The sequence below is a fragment of the Vibrio sp. RM-41-2B genome, from assembly GCF_024744415.1.
Classification (GTDB): Bacteria; Pseudomonadota; Gammaproteobacteria; order Enterobacterales; family Vibrionaceae; genus Vibrio; species Vibrio diabolicus.
Window position 1 is genome coordinate 228,922 of sequence record NZ_JAMQWD010000047.1, and the last position, 20,094, is coordinate 249,015.

Consider the following 20,094-nt stretch of genomic DNA (forward strand, 5'->3'; position numbering starts at 1 on the left):
GTGGTTACTTGATATATAAGCTCATTTTGACTGGAAACCGTATGCGTCTGAAATCATTGCATACAATTTGGCTAACGTTATGTACAACGCTGATACTGCTGGTATCTAGCGTGGTAAATAGTGCGCCTTTAATGAGCCTAAAAATGATGTCGAGTGATGCCATGATGTCTGTTCACATGGCGGAAATGGCAAGCGAGAACGATCACTGCGGCTCCCCGAGTATGAGCATGGAGATGGCCTCATCGTTGAGCTCCGACTCTGCAGAGATGACCATGAGCTGTGTTGATGGCTCCGGTATGATCCACAATTGCTGTACAGCATCTTGCTCATTCGTTTTTGTCCCATTACCAGCCACTGACAACCAGCTCTCCCCATTGGCTTGTCGCGCATCCATTGCCTCAGAAATTACCGCACCAGTGGTACAAGTCACCCATGATTTGTATCGGCCTCCGATAGTTTAATCCATACAAAGCATTCGACCCTGCATCGCTTTGCAGGCAGTTTCTTTGCGCCCAACTGATAGCGTGCTCACCTCAGCTATTCGCTCGTAACTCCATTTGTTACCTGCTATTTAGCGATAAAAAAGTGCGTCATCCGTTTGGCAAATACCAACGCTCTCCCGCTCGGTTCAATCGATCCCGAAACGCAAAAGAGCTTGGTATCAATTTGGATGTAAATTATGGAATTCAACCCAAATCGCTTAGTGGCACCAGTATGCTCACTGGCTCTGGTTGCCCTACCTGCTTTCAATGTGGTGGCACAATCGCCAGCCAATACGAAAGCACAACAAGAAGCGCAAGCTCAATCAATCCAAGCTCAGTCAACCAATGAGCTAGCAAACCTCATTAGCGTTGCGTTGAGTAACGATGGCAACCGTAAGCAGTTCTATGCTCAATCGGAAGCAATGCGTGAAACAGGCGTAGCCAGCGCAACCTTGATGGACCCGAAATTGAAAGTCGGTTTTGGTGGTTTGCCTGTCGATAGCTTCAAATTTGACGAGGATCCGATGACCAATATCTCCGTCGGTTTGATGCAACAGTTCGAACGTGGCTCGACGCTCAATCTTCAACAAAAGAAAGCCAATCAACAAGCCGATGGTTTGTCGTTGCAAGTTCACGCACGGGAGCTTGAAGTGGCAAACAGCATGACTCAGCTTTGGTTGGAGCTGGGCTATCAGCAGAAAGCAGAGCAAATTTTGCTAGAAAACCGTCGGCTCATGACGGAAATGGAAAACTTCATTCAAACCAATTACTCAATCGGCAAAAGCGAAGCGCAAGATTTACTGAATGCACAGCTTCAAGTGAGTAAGTTGGATGAAAAGCTGCAAGCCAACGCACAAATGCAGCGCCGTTTGGTCTCGCAACTCTCAGAATGGTTGGGCTCGGACTGGCTCAATACCTATACCCAAAACGGACGCTCAACACTTCAAGCCAGCAACACACTGACTTGGGCGTCATTAAACCAAAAGTTGTCTGCAAATAACGAAACGACCAAGCACTACCAACAGTTGAGTGAGCACCCGATGGTGAAAATGGCAGACGTAAGTATTTCTGCCAATGAAACTCAAGTGGACATCGCAGAGCAAGCTTACACGCCTCAATTCGGTGTGGAAGTGATGTACGCCTATCGTCAAGCCAACAATATGAAAGGCGAACCTGCATCGGATTTGGTGAGCGCGTATCTAACAATGGACATTCCCCTGTTCACTGGCAATCGCCAAGACCGCAACTTAGCCGCCGCTCAGTATCAAGTGGGTGCTGCTCGCTCACAAAAAGATACGTTACTGACTCAGATGAACGCGAAGGTCAACACATTGCTGGTTGATCGCGCCAACTTGAGTCAGCGTTTAGAGCGTTATCAATCCACCTTACTTCCCCAAGTTCAAGCTCGTATTCACGCGGTAGAAAGGGGTTATCAAAACAACACCGCACAGTTTAACGACGTGATCATGGCAAGCACAGACGAGCTGGCGCTAAAGCTCGAACAGCAACGTCTTATTACCGATTTAAACATCGTAAACAGCAACTTAGCGGCTTTATTGGGTGGTTTCGAATATCAAGTATCCGCACCCAACATCACGACTGAAGCAAGCGCGAACTAAAACAAAAACATGAGAGAACCCAAGTTTGGGGACGATGGCGAATGCACACCAATAAACAATCAACATCGCTGTCATGCCTCATGGGGAAAATAGGAATTAGGAATGAGTTCAAATTCAATCAAGATAGCAACCATCGCTCTGCTTGTTGGCGGGGCACTAGGGTTTGGCGTTAATCAGTACCTATCTGGTGCAAACCACGACATGAGCGGCACAGGCGGTAGCGCTGCGAGCAGCTCAAACGAGCCACTCTATTGGGTTGCGCCGATGGATCCAAATTATAAGCGCGACAAACCGGGCAAATCGCCAATGGGCATGGACTTGATCCCAGTGTACGCTGAAGATCTCGCAGGTGAACAAGACAAACCCGGCACGGTAAAAATTGACCCATCAGTTGAAAACAACTTAGGTGTAAAAACCGCTCAAGTCTCTTTAGAGCAACTTTCACCTCGGATTGAAACTGTCGGCTATATCGCGTTTGACGAAAGTCATTTGTGGCAAACCAACGTTCGCGTGGCTGGCTGGGTTGAAAAGCTTTACATCAATGCCGTGGGTGAAAAGGTCAACAAAGGCGATGTGCTGTTCACGCTGTATTCGCCTGAGCTAGTCAAAGCACAAGAAGAGCTACTGAACGCCTACCGAACTGGGCGTAATGGTCTGGTGAAAGGCGCGACAGAACGTTTAGTGACACTGGGTGTTGATCGTTCTCAAATCAGAGCCATCACTCAACGCGGGAAAGCATCGCAAACTATTGAAATTAAAGCTCCGGAAGATGGTGTCATCGCGAGTTTGAACGTTCGTGAAGGTGGTTACCTATCCCCTGCTCAAGCGGTGATCAGCGCGGGCCCACTTGAAAATGTATGGGTGGATGCCGAAGTATTTGAGCGCCAAGCGCACTGGATGAAAGCAGGAAGTAGCGCCACTATGACGCTTGATGCTATTCCAGGCAATGAATGGAAAGGGGTTGTCGACTACGTATACCCTATTCTGGATCCTAAAACTCGTACCTTGCGTGTACGCCTCAAGTTCCCTAACCCGAATGGCGATCTTAAACCTAATATGTTTGCCAACATTGCCCTTCAACCAGTCACTGATAACGCAGTTATGACGATTCCTAAGTCTTCCGTTATTCGATCCGGCGGTATGACCCGAGTCGTGTTGTCTGAAGGCGATGGTAAATACCGCTCAACGCGCATCAAAGTTGGGCGTGAAGCCGACGACAAAATCGAGGTGCTGCAAGGTCTGTCTCAAGATGATCGCATCGTAACCTCTGCGCACTTTATGTTGGATTCGGAATCGAGCCAAACGGCTGATCTATCCCGTATTTCATCACCTACTGAAGCCAAAGTAGAAACAGTTTGGGCTAAGGGTGAAATCACCGATGTGATGAAAGATCACCGTATGTTGACCATTAATCATCAGCCCGTAGCAGAGTGGAATTGGCCGGGTATGGTCATGAACTTTACCCTCGCAGATGACGTTGATGTGGGCACTCTGCAAAAAGGCCAAGCTATCGAGTTTGAAATTCAGAAAACAGAGTCCGGTCAATATGAAGTCGTTGACTACAAAACCGATGACAGCGTTGTCGTGACTGACGTATGGATTACCGGAGATATCAGCATGTTGATGGCGGATTTTGGGATGATAACTCTCAACCACCTCCCAGTTGCAGAATGGAACTGGGAGGCAGGAGAGATGAACTTCTCTGTAGGTAATGAAGTGGATCTATCCGGATTCAAAGAAGGTCAGAAAGTCCGATTTCTAGTTGAAAAACAAGGAGCTGACTACGTATTGAAGCAACTTGAAGCGGTTGAGGGCTAACTATGATTGGAGCAATAATCCGCTGGTCGATCAAAAACCGTTTCATGGTTTTGATCGCAACCTTAGCGCTTGTTTTAACCGGACTTTACAGTGTAAAGAATACACCTGTAGACGCCATTCCGGATCTTTCTGATGTTCAGGTGATCATCAAAACAAGCTACCCAGGCCAAGCACCTCAAGTAGTTGAAGATCAAGTTACTTACCCGCTAACCACCGCCATGCTCGCCGTACCAGGAGCGGAAACCGTTCGTGGTTATTCATTCTTTGGTGACTCATATGTTTATATCATTTTTAACGATGATACCGACATGTATTGGGCACGTTCGCGCGTTTTAGAGTACCTAAGCCAAGTAGCACCTAAATTACCACCGAGTGCAAAACCGACATTAGGACCAGATGCAACGGGTGTGGGCTGGGTCTACAGCTATGTACTGCAAGATAAAACTGGCAACCATGATCTTGCTGATCTACGCAGTATGCAAGACTGGTTCTTGAAATATGAGCTGCAAACCGTCGATGGCGTCTCTGAAGTCGCAACCGTTGGCGGTATGGTGAAGCAATATCAAGTTCAGATTGACCCAGCTAAGCTACGTGCTTACAACCTGACACTGCAACAAGTGAACATGGCGATCCAAAACGGCAATCAGGAAACGGGCGCCTCTGTTGTTGAAGTAGCAGAAGCGGAACATATGGTTCGCACTACAGGTTACCTAACGAGTATTGAGGATATTGAATCACTCCCACTCAAAGTGACAGAGAAAGGTACACCGCTCTTATTGGGCGACATTGCTGACATCAACTTAGGTCCGCAAATGCGTCGCGGCATCTCTGAGCTTAACGGCGAAGGTGAAGCGGTTGGTGGCGTTATTGTCATGCGATTCGGCGAAAACGCGAGTGAAGTCATCAGCAAAGTAAAAGACAAACTTGAAGATTTACAGCGTAGCTTACCGGATGGTGTAGAAATCGTTCCTACTTACGATCGCTCCACGCTGATTAACGCTGCCGTAGAAAACTTGTGGAAGAAATTGGCGGAAGAATTCATTGTCGTGGCGATTGTTTGTGCCCTCTTCCTATTTCACATCCGTTCGTCTTTGGTGATCGCGCTGAGCTTGCCCGTCGGTATTTTATCCGCGTTTATCGTCATGCATTCTCAAGGCATTAATGCCAACATCATGTCGCTCGGGGGGATTGCCATCGCCATCGGTGCTATGGTGGATGGTGCCATCGTAATGATAGAAAACGTCCACAAGCATATTGAACGAACGCCTCTCACGGATAAGAACCGCTGGCAAGTGATTGGCAAAGCCGCTGAAGAAGTGGGCGCGCCCCTGTTCTTCTCACTACTTATCATCACGTTAAGCTTTGTGCCAGTATTTGCACTGGAAGGTCAAGAGGGCAAGATGTTCTCCCCTCTCGCCTTTACTAAAACTTATGCAATGGCCGCAGCGGCAGGTTTGGCAATTACCCTCGTACCTGTGCTCATGGGTTATTTCATCCGTGGCAACGTATTACCAGAGCATAAGAATCCAGTAAATAGAGGCTTAATTGCGCTGTATCGCCCGTTGCTGAATACCAGCCTCAAGTATCCTAAGAGTATGATCGTTATCGCTTTAGGCCTAATGGCGTCAGCTTACTATCCAACCAGTCAACTGGGTAGCGAGTTCATCCCACCATTGGATGAAGGCGACTTGATGTACATGCCGACTACGTATCCGGGAATCTCGATTGGTAAAGCACGTGAACTAGTTCAGCAAACTAACAAACTGATCAAAACCGTACCGGAAGTCAAAACGGTTTGGGGCAAGATTGGCCGTGCAGAAACGGCCACCGACCCTGCGCCACTCACTATGATTGAAACTGTTATTCAGCTAAAACCTCACGATCAATGGCGTGAAGGCGTGACGACAGAGTCGTTACGCAAAGAGTTCGATGAACTGATTCAGTTCCCGGGACTCACCAACGCATGGGTAATGCCGATCAAAACGCGTATCGACATGCTTGCGACGGGCATTAAAACGCCAATTGGGATCAAAATCGCAGGCCCAGACCTGAAAGAGATCGAAAAAATTGGTGCTCAGCTGGAACCTATTCTTAATAGCGTTCATGGCACCTCATCTGTATATGCGGAGCGTGTCGCGGGTGGCCGTTACGTGACGATTGATATCAAACGCCGCGCAGCTGCGAGATATGGATTGAGCATCAAAGACGTTCAGCAAGTTATCTCAACAGCTGTTGGGGGTATGAATGTTGGAGAAACCATTGAAGGCTTGGAACGCTACCCGATTAACGTCCGCTATCCGCAAGATTACCGTGACTCGGTTGTTAAACTGCAAAACCTACCACTGGTAACCCCCAACGGCGCACGCATCGCACTCGCAGACGTGGCAGATATTCGTTATGAGGATGGCCCACCGATGATCAAAACCGAAAACGCGCGTCCAAACGGTTGGGTTTTCGTGGATATCGAAGGTCGTGACCTGGGCTCATACGTCGTGGAAGCACAACAAGTAGTAGCAGATCAACTTGAATTACCTGCGGGTTATTCGCTGGCTTGGTCAGGTCAGTACGAATACATGGAACGCGCCAAAGACCGCTTAAGTGTCGTAGTACCAATCACTATTGCGATCATCATGATGCTACTTTACTTCAGCTTTCGCCGTGTAGGTGAGGTGCTGATCATCATGCTGACGCTGCCTTTAGCAATGGTTGGTGGCTTATGGCTGATGCATTATCTGAACTACAACTTCTCTATTGCCGTGGGGGTTGGGTTTATCGCCCTCGCCGGCGTTGCGGTGGAGATAGGCGTCATCATGCTGGTATATCTCAACCAAGCGTGGCACCACCGAAAACTGGATGCAGAAGAGAAACAACGACCGCTTCAAGCACGGGATCTTACAGACGCAATTCGCGAAGGCGCTGGCTTGCGTGTGCGGCCTGTCATGATGACCGTATTAACGGTAATCATTGGTCTTATTCCAATCATGTACGGCGAGGGGACAGGCTCTGAAGTGATGCAACGCATCGCTGCACCGATGATTGGTGGCATGGCCTCTGCCCTGCTGTTAACACTGCTTGTGTTACCTGCCATCTTCAAGCTGTGGAAACAGCGTGAAGTGAAATCAACTCAACACCAAGATAAATAACAACGAGCGCCATTATTCAGAGAGTAATGGCGCGATAGCTCATTGATAGTAAAGGAAATCAACATGAAAAAGACTCTTATCACTCTTGCTCTAACCATGGTATCGAGTGGCGTATTTGCTCAAATGGATAACTCAAACATGAACCACGACAACATGGAGCATGGTCAAATGGATCACGGTTCCATGAACATGGATAAAATGCCGATGGATCATGGAAAAATGGACCACGGTAAAATGGATCATTCTGGTATGAGCGGCATGCCGGGCATGTCAGCGGTTGGTATGCCTGCAAATGGCGCAAAACCAGACAAAGTCGTTCATGTACTCTTAACGGATGACATGAAAATTACATTCAAAAAAGACGTGACAATAGAACCGGATGATGTGGTTCAATTTGTGGTAATGAATACAGGCAAAATCAATCACGAATTTACCATTGGCTCAGCAGAAGAACAACTTAAACACCGTGAAATGATGAAAACCATGTCTGGCGATCACATGCATGACTCCGGCAATGCTGTCACTGTTGAACCAGGCAAAGCGAAACAACTCCTGTGGCACTTCCATGGCGATAAAAATGTAGAGTTCGCGTGTAATATCCCCGGACATGCAGAAGCCGGCATGGTCAAAAAAGTGGAACTGTAGTAAGACCGGATTAACGCATTAACACGGTTCATAGACGTTAAATATAAATAAAAAGGAGCTAATATCAGCTCCTTTTTATTTCGCCCCAAATACTAGACTATCGCATCACAAACAGCTCTTCATGATAGCGATGTTCTATATCAAAACGATATACCTCTAACTCTTTTTTCAGGGTTCTAGAGAATACCTCCGGTCCACAGAAATAAAACTCATAACGCGATAAGTCGCCGCATTCCCTCGCAATTCGTTCAACATTAAGTCGAGGTGAAACCGCAGTATCTATCACGTTCAGTTTCACTTGTGCCTGACGCGCGGCATTCCACAGTTCATCCACTAAATGACTATCTAAGCCACGTGTGCAATAAAACAAATGCACTGGCGGATGTCTTTTTAACGCTTTCAATGAAGATAAGATAGCAAAGAACGACGCTATCCCGACACCACCAGCAATCCAAACTTGCGGCTTGTTGACATCAAACTCTAAACGTCCATACGGCCCTTCAACAACAACCTCATTACCCGCTTTCACGCGCTGGTACAAATTGGTCGTGAAATCGCCTAGCTCTTTGATCAAAAAACGGACCTCTGGATCGTGCTCACCTGAAACAATCGTAAACGGATGTGGATCTTCGTTACCAAAACGAACGTAAGCAAACTGCCCAGCTTTGTGCCCTTGCCAAGGTTTTCCTTGGTCGTTAATGCCTGGCGCCAAAACCAGCTCCATCACTCGCGCTTGAGGGAAGTAGCGAGTCGACACCACTTTGGCGGGATAGCGATTCGCTCGTCCGACAAAGCCAAACAAGCTATAAACGGCAGCCGCAGAGCCCATCAATGCAAAACCAAAAGCGATAAAATGAATGGGATCGCCCCAGTACGCGTGCTTGATCAGCAAAACGGAGTGAACAGCAACCATCAAATACACCACAGCCATTAAACGATGGGATAACTTAAACGGTTTGTATTTAACAACAGTCCAGAGTGACACTGCCAGCAATACCAATAGCAAATAAAAGCCCCACTCACCTAAATCCAAGCCTATATCACGCAGTTCTTTAACCCATAACTCAAAACCAACGAAGTTATTGCCTGATGGCCCTGCTCCAGTGTGTTTTACTGGTTTTTCCAACCAACCAGCAGCAACGAGCCACTTCGGCACTTTATACATAAGCCAATGGATCACACCCAAACTGACGCCTGCTATACCTAACCACTTGTGTACTCGATATGCCTTGTCCATGCCATGAACCCATTGCTCTATCACAGGTAAGCGCAGCGCCAGCACCATCGCAATAGACATCAAAGCTAACGACAAAACACCAGAATATTGAATAAGCGCGGAGCGCCATTGGAAGAATTGGGTCGAGGAAAGCAGTTGCGGTTCACTCATCCACCACAACACAGACACGGCGGCAATTATCATCCATACAAAATTTCGTACAGTTTTCATGAACATCACTCTCAAATTGACGACAACTCTAGTTTAGTTTTTCTAGCGTAATGCAACGTCAATATTCGTAAAGTTGAGTAAACCCACAATATACCTAAGGTCAATAACAAACTTGGAGGTATTGCGCAGAATCCTACAAAAAATCGACATGGATTTAACAGTGGTTAGAGTATTCGCTCGTTATAGTTTGCGTAACATCGCCACAGTGCGAACCAAAACCAAAATGAAGAACACGACGCATGAAAAAGTTATTTTTGTTGGCTGGGCTAATGGTTTGCTCAACCCTAAGTTACTCTTCCCAACTGAATGAAGACATTTCTCTCATCGAACAACAAACCTCAAGCAGAATTGGAGTCTCGGTTTGGGATACGCAAACCGATGAGCGCTGGGATTACCGTGGCGATGAACGCTTCCCACTCATGAGCACATTCAAAACCTTGGCTTGCGCCACAATGCTAAGTGATATGGACAGCGGTAAGCTAAGTAAAAATGCGACCGCGAAAGTCGATGAGCGCAGCATCGTTGTGTGGTCTCCAGTGATGGACAAACTCGCAGGCCAAAACACACGCGTAGAACACGCTTGTGAAGCTGCGATGTTGATGAGTGATAATACTGCTGCCAACTTAGTATTGAATGAAATCGGCGGCCCTAAGGCCGTAACAATGTTTCTGCGAACTATTGGTGATAAAGCGACGCGCCTAGATAGATTAGAACCACGTTTGAACGAAGCGACACCGGGAGACAACCGCGACACAACCACACCTAACGCCATGGTAAACACTCTGCGAACCTTGATTGAAGGAGAAACGTTGTCTTACGAGTCTCGCGTGCAATTAAAAATCTGGATGCAGGACAACAAGGTTTCAGACTCGTTAATGCGTTCAGTATTACCAACAGGTTGGTCTATCGCCGACCGCTCTGGTGCGGGTGGTCACGGTTCGCGTGGTATTAACGCAATCATATGGAAGGAAAACCATCGTCCTGTTTACATTAGTATCTATGTCACAGAAACCGAGCTATCACTGCAAGCCAGAGACCAGCTCATCGCGCAAATCAGTCAGTTGATTTTACAGAAATACAAAGATAATTAATTCACTGCGTACATATTTACTTTCCTAAGTTTACCCTCTTTGCCCTTCTCTTCCCTGAAGGGCTTTCCTATTCTTTGGTTCTACCTCAAAAACACCCCTTATTGAGTAATGACTTACTTATAAATAGGTATAACATTTATTCATTTAGGCGTGAGTTAACGCCCACATTAAGCAATTGAACACACATAGATGGCGATAAATAAACCATAATCTTACGTAGAAACGCATTTTTCTTGAAAATAGCTTCGTGTAACTTATTGTTGGTATTTGCAACATCGCAAGGAGATGTCTATTGAGACTTGAAAGAACTTTTAACCCTGATGACTTATCGATGCAGAACATGGAAAGTCCGATCTGTATGCCGATAGGGTTTGTTCACTTTTTAGCTCAATCGGAAACATTGCAGCAGGTGCTTGATACGGTCGCAGAATGGATAAATCGTATATTCAATTCCGACCGCGCGAGTATCACGCTTTATGAAAGTGATGATCATCTAAAGGTCTACTCTTTCTCTGGTAATAAAGCGATTCCGGCTGAATTCTTGGTACCTATTCACCGAGCTTTTGTTGGCCGAGTGTTCAAAAAACAACAACTGATGATCTGTGACGATGTCACTCAATCTGATGAGGTCGATTGTGTGATGCTGGCATCCAATGGCATGGGGACGTGTATGGATGCGCCTTTAATGCACGGTAAAGTCTGTTTGGGCACGCTTAATGTTGCACATCATCAAACGCACACTTATACAAACGAACAAGCGGCACAGCTTCAGTGCATCGCTAACTGGATTGCTTTAAACATTGCTCTTCATATACAAATTATGAAAATGGAGCATCTCGCCACAACGGATGATCTGACTGGCATTCCAAACCGCAGAGAATTCATGCGACAAATCGAAAGCCGCTTGACTGAATACCGCACCCAAGGCATTGACTTCCATGTTGCTATTCTAGATTTAGACAACTTTAAGAGCCTTAATGATCGGTTTGGTCATGATGCTGGCGATAAATCGCTGATCCATGCAGTCAACACCATTCAAAGTCATCTACTTGACTGTGACTTACTTGCCAGAGTTGGCGGTGAAGAGTTTGCCATCGTACTAAGAAGCCGCTCATCGCAAGAAGCCCTAAACACATTAGAAACGATTCGCAATGCGCTAGAAACTACGACGATTCAACACTCAGGTCGTGATATGAGCTTTACCGCTAGTATTGGTGTAACTCAAGTCTGTAGCTTGGATGACTCGTTTGAACCACTCGTAAAACGCGCCGACTTAGCCCTTTACAAAGCCAAAGAAACCGGTAGAAACCGTGTTGAGGTTCATAAAACAGAAGAAAACTAGAAAAGAGAGTGATAAAAAAGGTAGCGACTTGTTGCGCTACCTTTTATAAATTCTAACCCGCCTAAAATAAGTAATACGAACTTTAAGCCAGTTTAGAAATAAGAGTGAGCAAATTTAATTATGCTTTCTTAAGATCTTTAGCTGGGTAAGTTAGCGTTTTCTCGCCTGCTTTTACGTGTGTGTAAAAACCGCCACTGCTTAAACCTGTAACAACCATTTCGCCAAGATCGATACCTTTAGTCGCTACTACTACGTCACCGATTGAAAACATATTGAATACCTTGTTTATTTAGATTAAGACACTAAGTCGTTGCGCGGTATTTAATATGATATTAGGCAAACCACCTAATCGAATTTTTTATCGTAAAGATTAATTTTTATTTGGCGTGAACTCTAAGTTTCCATATTGAAAAAAACACAATATTTCCCAAAAACAGATGCGCTATTCTTGTTAAATACGTTAAGATTTTCTAGCATCAATTGCGGAGGTTTACTTCGCCTCATTGGAGATAAATGATGAAGAAAGGCCTAAAAATGCGTGCACTAGAACGCTCTGATTTGCGCTTTATTCACGAACTAAATAACAACCGAAATATCATGGCCTACTGGTTCGAAGAGCCCTATGAATCTTATGATGAGCTCGAAGAACTGTACCGAAAACATATACATGATGACGCAGAAAGACGCTTTGTGGTTGAAGATGAAGACGGCATAGTGATTGGATTGGTCGAACTTATTGAGATCAACTACATTCACCGAAGCGCTGAGTTTCAGATAATCATCGCCCCAGAGCATCAAGGACGAGGTTATGCGACAGAGATGATTAATCGTGCATTGGATTACTCCTTCTCGATTCTTAATCTACGTAAAATATACTTATTGGTCGCAGTGGATAATGAAGTCGCTATTCATTTATATAAGAAATGTGGTTTTATTGAAGAAGGCCATTTAGTAGAAGAATACTTTATTAACGGAGCCTATAGCGATGTTAAGCGTATGTATATATTAAAACACCAATATCAGAAAAAGATCGAAGAAAAGAACGCGATTCACTAATTTATTCCATCAAAGTAAAAACGCAGCCATCGTTGCTGCGTTTTCAATTTACTCAAATTGATATTGGTAAGATAATGCGACGCGCCTATCTGCCTCATCTAAATACGTGTTGTTGTCCATGACAAACGTCATTACGTTAAACGAGTGACGTTTATTCACGAGATAACCAAGGCCGATACCACCAAAGAAGCCTTTGTAGTTCTCTCCTTCACTGTTTTCTGAGCCGTAAGTGCCTGCTGCGAAGCTGATTAACGTCAGCTCTTTGGTAAACGATTTCAGCGCAAATGCACCAACGTAACCACTGCTGCCAGAAGAACTCATCAGATTGAAGCCATTCTCTGCACTTGGAGTGCCCGTAAAGTTAGGCTCGCTACAGTGGCTACTTTCTGCACCGTCACATACGGGAACATCACCAGTGTTGTACGTATAGCCTGCCATTGGGAAAATTTGGAAGCCTGCTGGCTCAATCCCGAAATAACTTAGCGGCATAAAGGTACCAACGCTGTAGTTGGTTTGATCCGCGCCGTTTACGTATTCATTTTTACCGAAGTTGAAGTTCACGATACCGACCGGAAACAACCACGAGCCACCAATACGCCACTCGTTCGCATCATCATTGATACGCAGGTTAATTTTGCGCGCTTGGTCAAGCGCAAGTGAGCCCGAGAATGAGATGTTTTGATCATCAAAATCGTAGTTGTTTGCGTACGACGCGCCAAATTTCGTGATGACTTTTGTTGGGTCATCCGCCAACTTGTTTTTATTGTCTTTTACTCGATGCTCGGCACCATGAGCCAGCGTACTGACCAACAAAGTCGTACACACTAACGCTAGTTTATTTTTCATTTTTAGTCCTTTGAGATGTTGAATACCCGCACTTAGCCGCGCAGATACTTTTTAAATCATCACTCACTGGGTGTGACAGAAGCGCCCTAACTACCTTAGATAGCGTGACAGCATCCAGTGCAGGTAGTTAGGGTAGAATGGCCTGTAAGGAAGGCGTTTTAGCGATTAGGAATGATTAGTTTTTCCAGTTGTAGCTCATGCTCATGAAGTACAGAGCAGGCTCATCAAAGCCAGCTTGTAAGCTTGGCGTTTCTGACGATTCCATCAAGATCGCTTCAAACGCGAAACCGATTGAGTTTTCTGAATCCAATTTGTAATCAATGCCTGTACCAATGCGGTACGCCTTGCCAGTAGGAACGGTTATGTCACCGTTTGATTGGCTTTCATACATGCTGGTATCGAATGCAAAACCTGCATTCCACATCATTTTTTCATTCAGTTTGTACTGAGTACCCAATGCGATTTGGTAAGTGTCTTGTGTCTCTACGTTCAGCGTGGTTGTGTATTCGCTCCAGTCTTGCCAGTTCACGTTCCACATCACCGCTAGGTCATCATTCACTTCATGGTAAGCACTGAAGATCAGTTGTTGTGGAGCAATGGAGTTACTATTGGCGAATTCAAATTCGGTTTCAGAAGAGTAAGACAGACCAAGACGCGTGCCTGGTGTTGCCTCATAAAGCACACCTACTCGGCCGTTGACTTGAGTATCTTGGTCTTCGTCTAAGTATTTTTTATGCATGCCAGAGCTAGCCAACGTCCCTTCCGCTTCTACTTCATACATACCGTACTGAATACCAAGCGCCGCACCCACAGACCAGTGCTCATTGATGCGGTAAGAAGCGGAAGGTTGAATGGTCAAGGCTTGTGTCGTTGCTGTAGGAATATCTAAGTGATTATCCAAAAGACCTTCGTACTCGAGGCCAAGACCGTAGTTGCCATACAGACCAATACCCAGCGTCCATTTGTCGTTTACTTGTTGGCTGTAAAATGCCGACGCCATAGGAACAAAACCAATCACGTTGCCCGCATCGCCAGTCATCGTGTCTAGTTGCGCGTCACCGTAAAGGCCAATCAGGTTACCAGAGAAAGATTTACCAGAAACATTCGCCAGACCAGCCGGGTTTGCGGCCATTACTGAGGCATCTTGCGCACGAGCTGCCATACCAGCGGATGCCAAACCAATATCCGATGCTGTGGTTTCGTAAAGGTATAACCCACCCGCTTGCGCAGCAGCACACGTCAGTAGAGAGCTCGCTACGACGATTTTTGAAAGATTTTTCATACTAAACCTATTGTTGTTTGAGAAAACCCACGCTGCGACGGTGGTTGTATATCAATGAAAGGCATTGGCCAATCGCACACAGCGTGGGGGGGTTGTGGAGTCAGTCAGTTGAAATCAGCGTTATTGCTCGTTCACCTCAAGTTCAGAGGGTTTCTTTCGCTTAAACTTCTCGCGCAGAGATTGCATCATCACGAAGAACACTGGCGTCAGTAACGTGCCTACAAACGTAGAGAGAATCATGCCACCGAATACCGCAAAGCCCAGTGAGTGACGAGATTCCGCACCGGCACCCGATGCAATCACCAACGGGAATACCCCCCAGATGAAGGCGAACGCAGTCATCTGTACTGCACGGAAACGGATTCGAGCAGCTTCTTTGGCAGCATCAATGATTGATAAGCCCTTTTCTTCTCGCAGAACTTTGGCAAATTCCACGATAAGAATCGCCACTTTGGCGGACATACCGATCAAGATGACCACACCAATCTGCACGTACAAATCGAACGGTTGTCCCATCAGCAGTAGCGTGCCCATTGCGCCGAGAATCGCGACTGGAACCGCCATCATTACCGCAGCAGGAATGGTCCAACTTTCGTACTGAGCGACCAAGAACAAGTAGGTAAACAACAAAGACAATGCGAACGCGATTGGCGCCATGTTGCCTGCTTTCATCTCTTGGTAAGTCATGCCTGACCATTCGTACGAATAACCACTTGGCAAAGATTCCGCAGCCAGTTTTTCAATGGCTTTTACAACATCACCCGAGCTGTAACCTGGCGCTGGCGCACCGTTCACGGTTGCAGAACTGAACATGTTGTAGTTCGACAAGGTATCAGGGCCAAAGATCGGCTTCACTTTCACTAGCGTTGCCAGTGACACCATTTTTCCAGAGTTTGAACGAACAAACAGATGGTCGATGTCGTCGATGTTGTCACGGTATTGCTCTTCTGCTTGCACTTTGACTTGGTACGAACGACCAAACAAGTTGAAGTCAGAAATGTAGGCGCCACCCAACTGTGCTTGCAGTGTGCTGAAGATTTCATTCAACGGTACGCCCATCGAAATCGCTTTATCGCGGTCAATATCGATGTAACGTTGCGGAATGTTCGCACGGAAAATCGAGAACGCACGCGCCACTTCAGGCAGTTGATTGATTTGGGCAACAAAATCAGCGGTTGTTTTTGCCAACTCTTGTGGAGAACGGCCCAAGTTGTCTTGCAGCACAAGGTTGAAACCATCCACCGCACCCATGCCTTTGATTGCCGGCGTCGCGAAAACGAACGAAGCGGCATCTGGCGTTGAGTTCAGCATTTGGTTAACTTTGTTCATCAACGCGCGTTGGTGTAACTCAGGGTCTTTACGTTTGCTCCAGTTATCCAGTTTGATGATCAACATGCCCGAGTTTGGAATCGACGCCATGTTAATTACCGAGAAGCCCGCAACCGAAACCACGTTCTCCACACCTTCCATCTGTTTTAGCTCATCAACGTACTTCTTCATTAATGGAGCAGTACGCTGCAATGCTGCTGCGTCTGGCAAACGCATCTCGACCATGAACACGCCTTTATCTTCGTTTGGTACGAAAGAAGAAGGTACGGTCATGAACGCAAACGCCAGCACTGCAATAAGCGCGCCATACACACCGATACTCAGCACAATGCGGCGGCTCAAGAAGCCAACTAAACCTTGGTATTTGCGCGTTATTGCTTCAAAACCTCGGTTAAACGCACGCAAAGGCGCAATAGGTTGCGAGTGAGTTGATTTCAACATCAATGCACAAAGCGCTGGCGTTAACGTTAATGCGTTGATCGCAGAGATCAGCACCGACACACAGATGGTGACAGCGAACTGGTTGAACATTCGACCAGAAATACCCGGCAATAGCGCAACCGGTACGAATACCGCCAACAAAATAAGCGTTGTTGCCAATACTGGACCCGTCACTTCTTTCATGGCTTGGATCGTGGCCGGAATCGGGTCTAAATGCTCTTCATGGATAACCCGCTCCACGTTCTCTACCACGATGATCGCATCGTCCACCACGATACCGATGGCGAGGATCAAGCCAAACAACGAGATGGTGTTAATGGTCATGCCCATCACGCCCATGATTGCGAACGTCGCAATGATGGAAACCGGAATAGCTAAGGTTGGAATGATGGTCGCTCGCCAATTCTGCAAGAAAACATACACAACAAAGCTAACAAGAAGTACCGCAATCACCAGCGTTTCGTACACTTCATCAATCGATGTCTCTACGTATTCGGTAGAGTCATAAGCGATGTCGTAGACCAAATCATCTGGGAACGATTTCTCGTACTCTTTCATGGCCTCTTTCACGCGTTCCATCACGTCTAGCGCGTTCGCTGTCGGCAACTGGTACAAGGCCAGAACGGCGGCTGGTTCGTTATTCATACGACCATCAGCTTCGTAACCTTGTGCGCCAACTTCCACACGAGCCACGTCTTTCAAACGAATCAAAGAACCTTTCTTGCTCGCGTGGATGATGATGTTCTCGAACTCTTCTGCAGAAGCAAGACGACCTTTGGTTTGCAAAACATATTGATATTGCTGCTCACCCGGAGCTGGCATACCACCGATCTTACCCGCCGCCACTTGGATGTTTTGCGTTTTAATTGCGCCAATAACATCGCTAGCAGAAAGCTTCAAGGTAGCCAGTTTATTTGGGTTCAACCAAATACGCATTGAGTAGTCTTTCTTACCCAGCAGCGTAATGTCACTCATACCTTCGATACGTTTTAGACGCTCAACGATATTGAGATCCGCGTAGTTAGAAAGGTAGATACTGTCGTAAGACTGTTTCGGAGAACGCAGTGTGATAACGCCCAGCATGTCGGAAGATTTCTTCTTAACCGTCACACCGATTTGGTTTACTTCTTGTGGTAGAGACGACGTCGCCTGTGCCACCAAGTTGTTCACACGAACCTGCGCCATATCGCCATCTGCGCCCACTCTGAAGTAGATACGCAATGTGTATGAGCCATCGTTACCAATCACAGAAGACATGTAAATCATGTCTTCAACACCGTTGACTTTGGTTTCTATCGGTTGTGCTACCGTCTTTTTAACCACGTCCGCGTTTGCACCCGGATACATGGTGCTCACCGTAATTACCGTTGGAGAGATTTGAGGATACTCAGAAATTGGCAAGACTTTCAGGGCGATCATACCCATCAATGTCATCGCCAGTGAGATCACCAAAGCAAACTTCGGCCGGTGAATGAAAAATTTACTTAACATCAGTACTCACTCAGCCTTGTTCACTCTGTAATTCAACGTCTTTCACCGTTGCACCCGGACGCACTTTTTGTAGACCATTGACGATGACTTTTTCGTTAGCCGCCAAGCCAGTCAGCACAGCACGTTTCACACCGTAGGTCTGACCGAGTTCAACGTTACGACGTGACACCACGTGATCATCACCAACCACCATGACATAGTCACCCGCTTGGTCTTGCTGAACAGCCGCCGATGGGATAAGCAAACCATCAATGGTTTTGTTGCGCAGCTTGATGGTCAAGTTGCCATATTCACCCGGCATAAGCGCGTAAGTTGGATTATCGAATTGTGCTTCAGCTCGAATTGAGCCTGTTTCTAAATCGATCTTGTTGCCAACGGCGTAGATCTTGCCATCAAGTGGATACAATGAACCGTCTGAAAGCGTCAGTGTTAAATCAACATCCAGTTTGTCATCGTTACGATGAGCTACATCAATGGCACTTCTTACTCGACGGTAGAGCTTCTCATCCACATCAAAGCCAAAGCGAATTGGGTCGATTTGAGTGATCGAAACAAGAGGAACGAGTTGAATTTTCGAAATACGGTCACCCACTCGGAAGTTGCTGAAACCCACGCGGCCAGAGAAAGGAGCACGCACAGAGCTAAATTCAAGATCGAGCCTTGCTGAAACCAGCGTCGCTTTCGCCTCTTCTACCGAAGCAATCGCTGCGGCGTGCGCAGCAATGGCGTCATCGTATTGCTGCTCACTGATGCTTTTATCTTTGATGAGTTTCTTCACACGTTCTGCATCACGCGTAGTTTGAACGAGTTGTGCTTTTGCTTTTTGCAACGACGCTTTTGCATACGCCAGTGCCGCTTTGTAAGGACGGTCGTCGATTTCAAACAGCAATTGGCCTTTTTCGACCATATCGCCATCTTTAAAATGAATCGCGGTTAATTCGCCACCGACTCGAGGCATAATATCAACGTCATTTACCGCTTCAGTTCGACCTATAAAAGTATGATAAGGAGTGATTTTTGTTTCGGTTAGGGTAACGGTTTCAACAGAGGGTACTTGGGCGGTGTTCGTTGCGATATCGCCGGTTTTGCATCCTGATAATAATGCAGAAGATATAGCAATAGATACCAACGCAAATTTATATTTGGCTTTCATGATTAACCTACTTTATGTAGAAAGTGCCCTAGCCTAAACATTTAAATATATGGATAAACACACTTTCTATTCTGGAAATAAATGAGGAAGTTAGAATTGGTAGTTAAATTCGATACGGTGATCACCATCACCGAAATTAACGTGTTCATTCCAGTTTGCAAAGTAACGAATATTTGTGCGAGGGTTAATTTGGTAAGACAATGCAAATTCATGAGTTAAGATATTATCTTCACCAGTGTAATAAGTATCTTTATATTGACTAGACCCTGATAACGTATGCATATACATTGGATTATAGTTAATCCAGATTTTATCGGTTAACGCAATTTTTGAATACATACCAACAACGGTGAAAGTACCTGGAATTTCATAGCCTTTATCTTCTTTACTATCATCAAAATTATTCGCGATAGTAACACCTGCACCAGCTAAAGGAAAAAGTTGTAGCATTCCCAATTTAGGTAAAGCTTGAATGAAACTATAGGATGCATCTAATTTGTCATTCTCAACATCGTAGTTTACATCCAATTGACGGCCTAAACCCTTTGCGACTTCTACTTGAAAGTTTCGGAATCGAAAAGAATCAATGCTGTCATCTACATTACCATACAATATGTCATCATTGTCTCGAAAGCCAAGAAACTCACCGCCAATACCTTTCAATTCGATAACATTCTGAGCCATTGTTCCTGGTTGACTTGAATGGTAAGTTTGGCCGATTTTGATGTTCGCGCCTTTATCAGTAATACCAAAGCCCGCTTGGGTGTAAACCGCAAGTGGGTCAGACATATCTTGTAGTTCTTCGTCATTATTTGTCTGAGCATAAGCAGAAGACGCGAGTTGAAGGGCTGCTGCCATGATAACAACAGACGGTTTCACTAAATTCATAAAACTGTATCCATTTTAATG

Annotated in this window: 15 protein-coding genes; 8 read left to right on the forward strand and 7 right to left on the reverse strand. The window is 45.9% G+C overall.

Annotated features, from left to right (window positions below; translation table 11 throughout):
* Positions 1-41: 41 nt before the first annotated feature.
* From NB463_RS19870 to copI, 5 genes are all read left to right on the forward strand, one after another.
* Positions 42-461 (forward strand): hypothetical protein, encoded by a 420-nt coding sequence (locus NB463_RS19870; RefSeq protein WP_104970175.1) that lies wholly within the window; start codon positions 42-44, stop codon positions 459-461.
* Positions 462-679: 218 nt separating this feature from the next.
* Entirely contained in the window at positions 680-2,101 is a 1,422-nt protein-coding gene (locus NB463_RS19875; RefSeq protein WP_006742106.1) for a TolC family protein, read from the forward strand.
* Between the two features lie 102 nt (positions 2,102-2,203).
* Complete coding sequence (locus tag NB463_RS19880; RefSeq protein ID WP_258431941.1) at positions 2,204-3,919, forward strand: efflux RND transporter periplasmic adaptor subunit; 1,716 nt, start codon at positions 2,204-2,206, stop codon at positions 3,917-3,919.
* A gap of 2 nt (positions 3,920-3,921) precedes the next feature.
* Positions 3,922-7,062: an efflux RND transporter permease subunit gene (locus NB463_RS19885; protein ID WP_006742108.1), complete on the forward strand. Its 3,141-nt coding sequence runs from the start codon at positions 3,922-3,924 to the stop codon at positions 7,060-7,062.
* A gap of 63 nt (positions 7,063-7,125) precedes the next feature.
* On the forward strand, positions 7,126-7,707 hold the full coding sequence (gene copI, locus NB463_RS19890; protein WP_258431942.1) for a copper-resistant cuproprotein CopI: 582 nt from the start codon (positions 7,126-7,128) through the stop codon (positions 7,705-7,707).
* A gap of 97 nt (positions 7,708-7,804) precedes the next feature.
* Here the strand turns inward: copI and NB463_RS19895 are convergent, their stop codons facing one another.
* Positions 7,805-9,154 (reverse strand): ferredoxin reductase family protein, encoded by a 1,350-nt coding sequence (locus NB463_RS19895; protein ID WP_258431943.1) that lies wholly within the window; start codon positions 9,152-9,154, stop codon positions 7,805-7,807.
* A gap of 239 nt (positions 9,155-9,393) precedes the next feature.
* On the opposite strand from NB463_RS19895, the gene blaCARB reads away from it, so the two are divergent.
* Positions 9,394-10,245, forward strand: coding sequence for a CARB family carbenicillin-hydrolyzing class A beta-lactamase (gene blaCARB, locus NB463_RS19900; RefSeq protein WP_047008407.1), 852 nt, complete (start codon positions 9,394-9,396; stop codon positions 10,243-10,245).
* Positions 10,246-10,537: 292 nt separating this feature from the next.
* Positions 10,538-11,587 (forward strand): sensor domain-containing diguanylate cyclase, encoded by a 1,050-nt coding sequence (locus NB463_RS19905; protein WP_258431944.1) that lies wholly within the window; start codon positions 10,538-10,540, stop codon positions 11,585-11,587.
* Between the two features lie 118 nt (positions 11,588-11,705).
* On the opposite strand, the gene NB463_RS19910 is transcribed toward NB463_RS19905, so the two are convergent.
* Positions 11,706-11,858, reverse strand: coding sequence for a hypothetical protein (locus NB463_RS19910; RefSeq protein ID WP_005375418.1), 153 nt, complete (start codon positions 11,856-11,858; stop codon positions 11,706-11,708).
* 245 nt (positions 11,859-12,103) lie between these two features.
* Between NB463_RS19910 and speG the strand changes: the two genes are divergently transcribed.
* Positions 12,104-12,643 (forward strand): spermidine N1-acetyltransferase, encoded by a 540-nt coding sequence (gene speG / locus NB463_RS19915; protein ID WP_041853120.1) that lies wholly within the window; start codon positions 12,104-12,106, stop codon positions 12,641-12,643.
* Positions 12,644-12,691: 48 nt separating this feature from the next.
* Here speG and NB463_RS19920 read toward each other — a convergent pair whose 3' ends face one another.
* From NB463_RS19920 to NB463_RS19940, 5 genes are all read right to left on the reverse strand, one after another.
* The gene (locus NB463_RS19920; protein ID WP_258431945.1) at positions 12,692-13,489 is read right to left on the reverse strand and encodes a hypothetical protein; all 798 of its coding nucleotides are present in this window, start codon (positions 13,487-13,489) and stop codon (positions 12,692-12,694) included.
* Between the two features lie 175 nt (positions 13,490-13,664).
* Positions 13,665-14,771 (reverse strand): OmpP1/FadL family transporter, encoded by a 1,107-nt coding sequence (locus NB463_RS19925; RefSeq protein ID WP_258431947.1) that lies wholly within the window; start codon positions 14,769-14,771, stop codon positions 13,665-13,667.
* A 120-nt stretch (positions 14,772-14,891) separates the two neighbouring features.
* Positions 14,892-18,032, reverse strand: coding sequence for an efflux RND transporter permease subunit VmeQ (gene vmeQ / locus NB463_RS19930; RefSeq protein ID WP_258431948.1), 3,141 nt, complete (start codon positions 18,030-18,032; stop codon positions 14,892-14,894).
* Between the two features lie 10 nt (positions 18,033-18,042).
* Positions 18,043-19,185, reverse strand: coding sequence for an efflux RND transporter periplasmic adaptor subunit VmeP (vmeP, locus tag NB463_RS19935; protein ID WP_258431949.1), 1,143 nt, complete (start codon positions 19,183-19,185; stop codon positions 18,043-18,045).
* 90 nt (positions 19,186-19,275) lie between these two features.
* A complete protein-coding gene (locus NB463_RS19940) occupies positions 19,276-20,073 on the reverse strand; it encodes a hypothetical protein (RefSeq protein ID WP_258431951.1) in 798 nt (265 codons plus the stop codon).
* Positions 20,074-20,094 lie beyond the last annotated feature (21 nt).

Bases quoted from the DNA above. Each gene is read 5' to 3' on its own strand.
- NB463_RS19870 (WP_104970175.1), top strand. From the start codon at position 42: ATGCGTCTGAAATCATTGCATACAATTTGGCTAACGTTATGTACAACG.
- NB463_RS19875 (WP_006742106.1), top strand. From the start codon at position 680: ATGGAATTCAACCCAAATCGCTTAGTGGCACCAGTATGCTCACTGGCT.
- NB463_RS19880 (WP_258431941.1), top strand. From the start codon at position 2,204: ATGAGTTCAAATTCAATCAAGATAGCAACCATCGCTCTGCTTGTTGGC.
- NB463_RS19885 (WP_006742108.1), top strand. From the start codon at position 3,922: ATGATTGGAGCAATAATCCGCTGGTCGATCAAAAACCGTTTCATGGTT.
- copI (WP_258431942.1), top strand. From the start codon at position 7,126: ATGAAAAAGACTCTTATCACTCTTGCTCTAACCATGGTATCGAGTGGC.
- NB463_RS19895 (WP_258431943.1), bottom strand. From the start codon at position 9,154: ATGAAAACTGTACGAAATTTTGTATGGATGATAATTGCCGCCGTGTCT.
- blaCARB (WP_047008407.1), top strand. From the start codon at position 9,394: ATGAAAAAGTTATTTTTGTTGGCTGGGCTAATGGTTTGCTCAACCCTA.
- NB463_RS19910 (WP_005375418.1), bottom strand. From the start codon at position 11,858: ATGTTTTCAATCGGTGACGTAGTAGTAGCGACTAAAGGTATCGATCTT.
- speG (WP_041853120.1), top strand. From the start codon at position 12,104: ATGAAGAAAGGCCTAAAAATGCGTGCACTAGAACGCTCTGATTTGCGC.
- NB463_RS19920 (WP_258431945.1), bottom strand. From the start codon at position 13,489: ATGAAAAATAAACTAGCGTTAGTGTGTACGACTTTGTTGGTCAGTACG.
- NB463_RS19925 (WP_258431947.1), bottom strand. From the start codon at position 14,771: ATGAAAAATCTTTCAAAAATCGTCGTAGCGAGCTCTCTACTGACGTGT.
- vmeQ (WP_258431948.1), bottom strand. From the start codon at position 18,032: ATGTTAAGTAAATTTTTCATTCACCGGCCGAAGTTTGCTTTGGTGATC.
- vmeP (WP_258431949.1), bottom strand. From the start codon at position 19,185: ATGAAAGCCAAATATAAATTTGCGTTGGTATCTATTGCTATATCTTCT.
- NB463_RS19940 (WP_258431951.1), bottom strand. From the start codon at position 20,073: ATGAATTTAGTGAAACCGTCTGTTGTTATCATGGCAGCAGCCCTTCAA.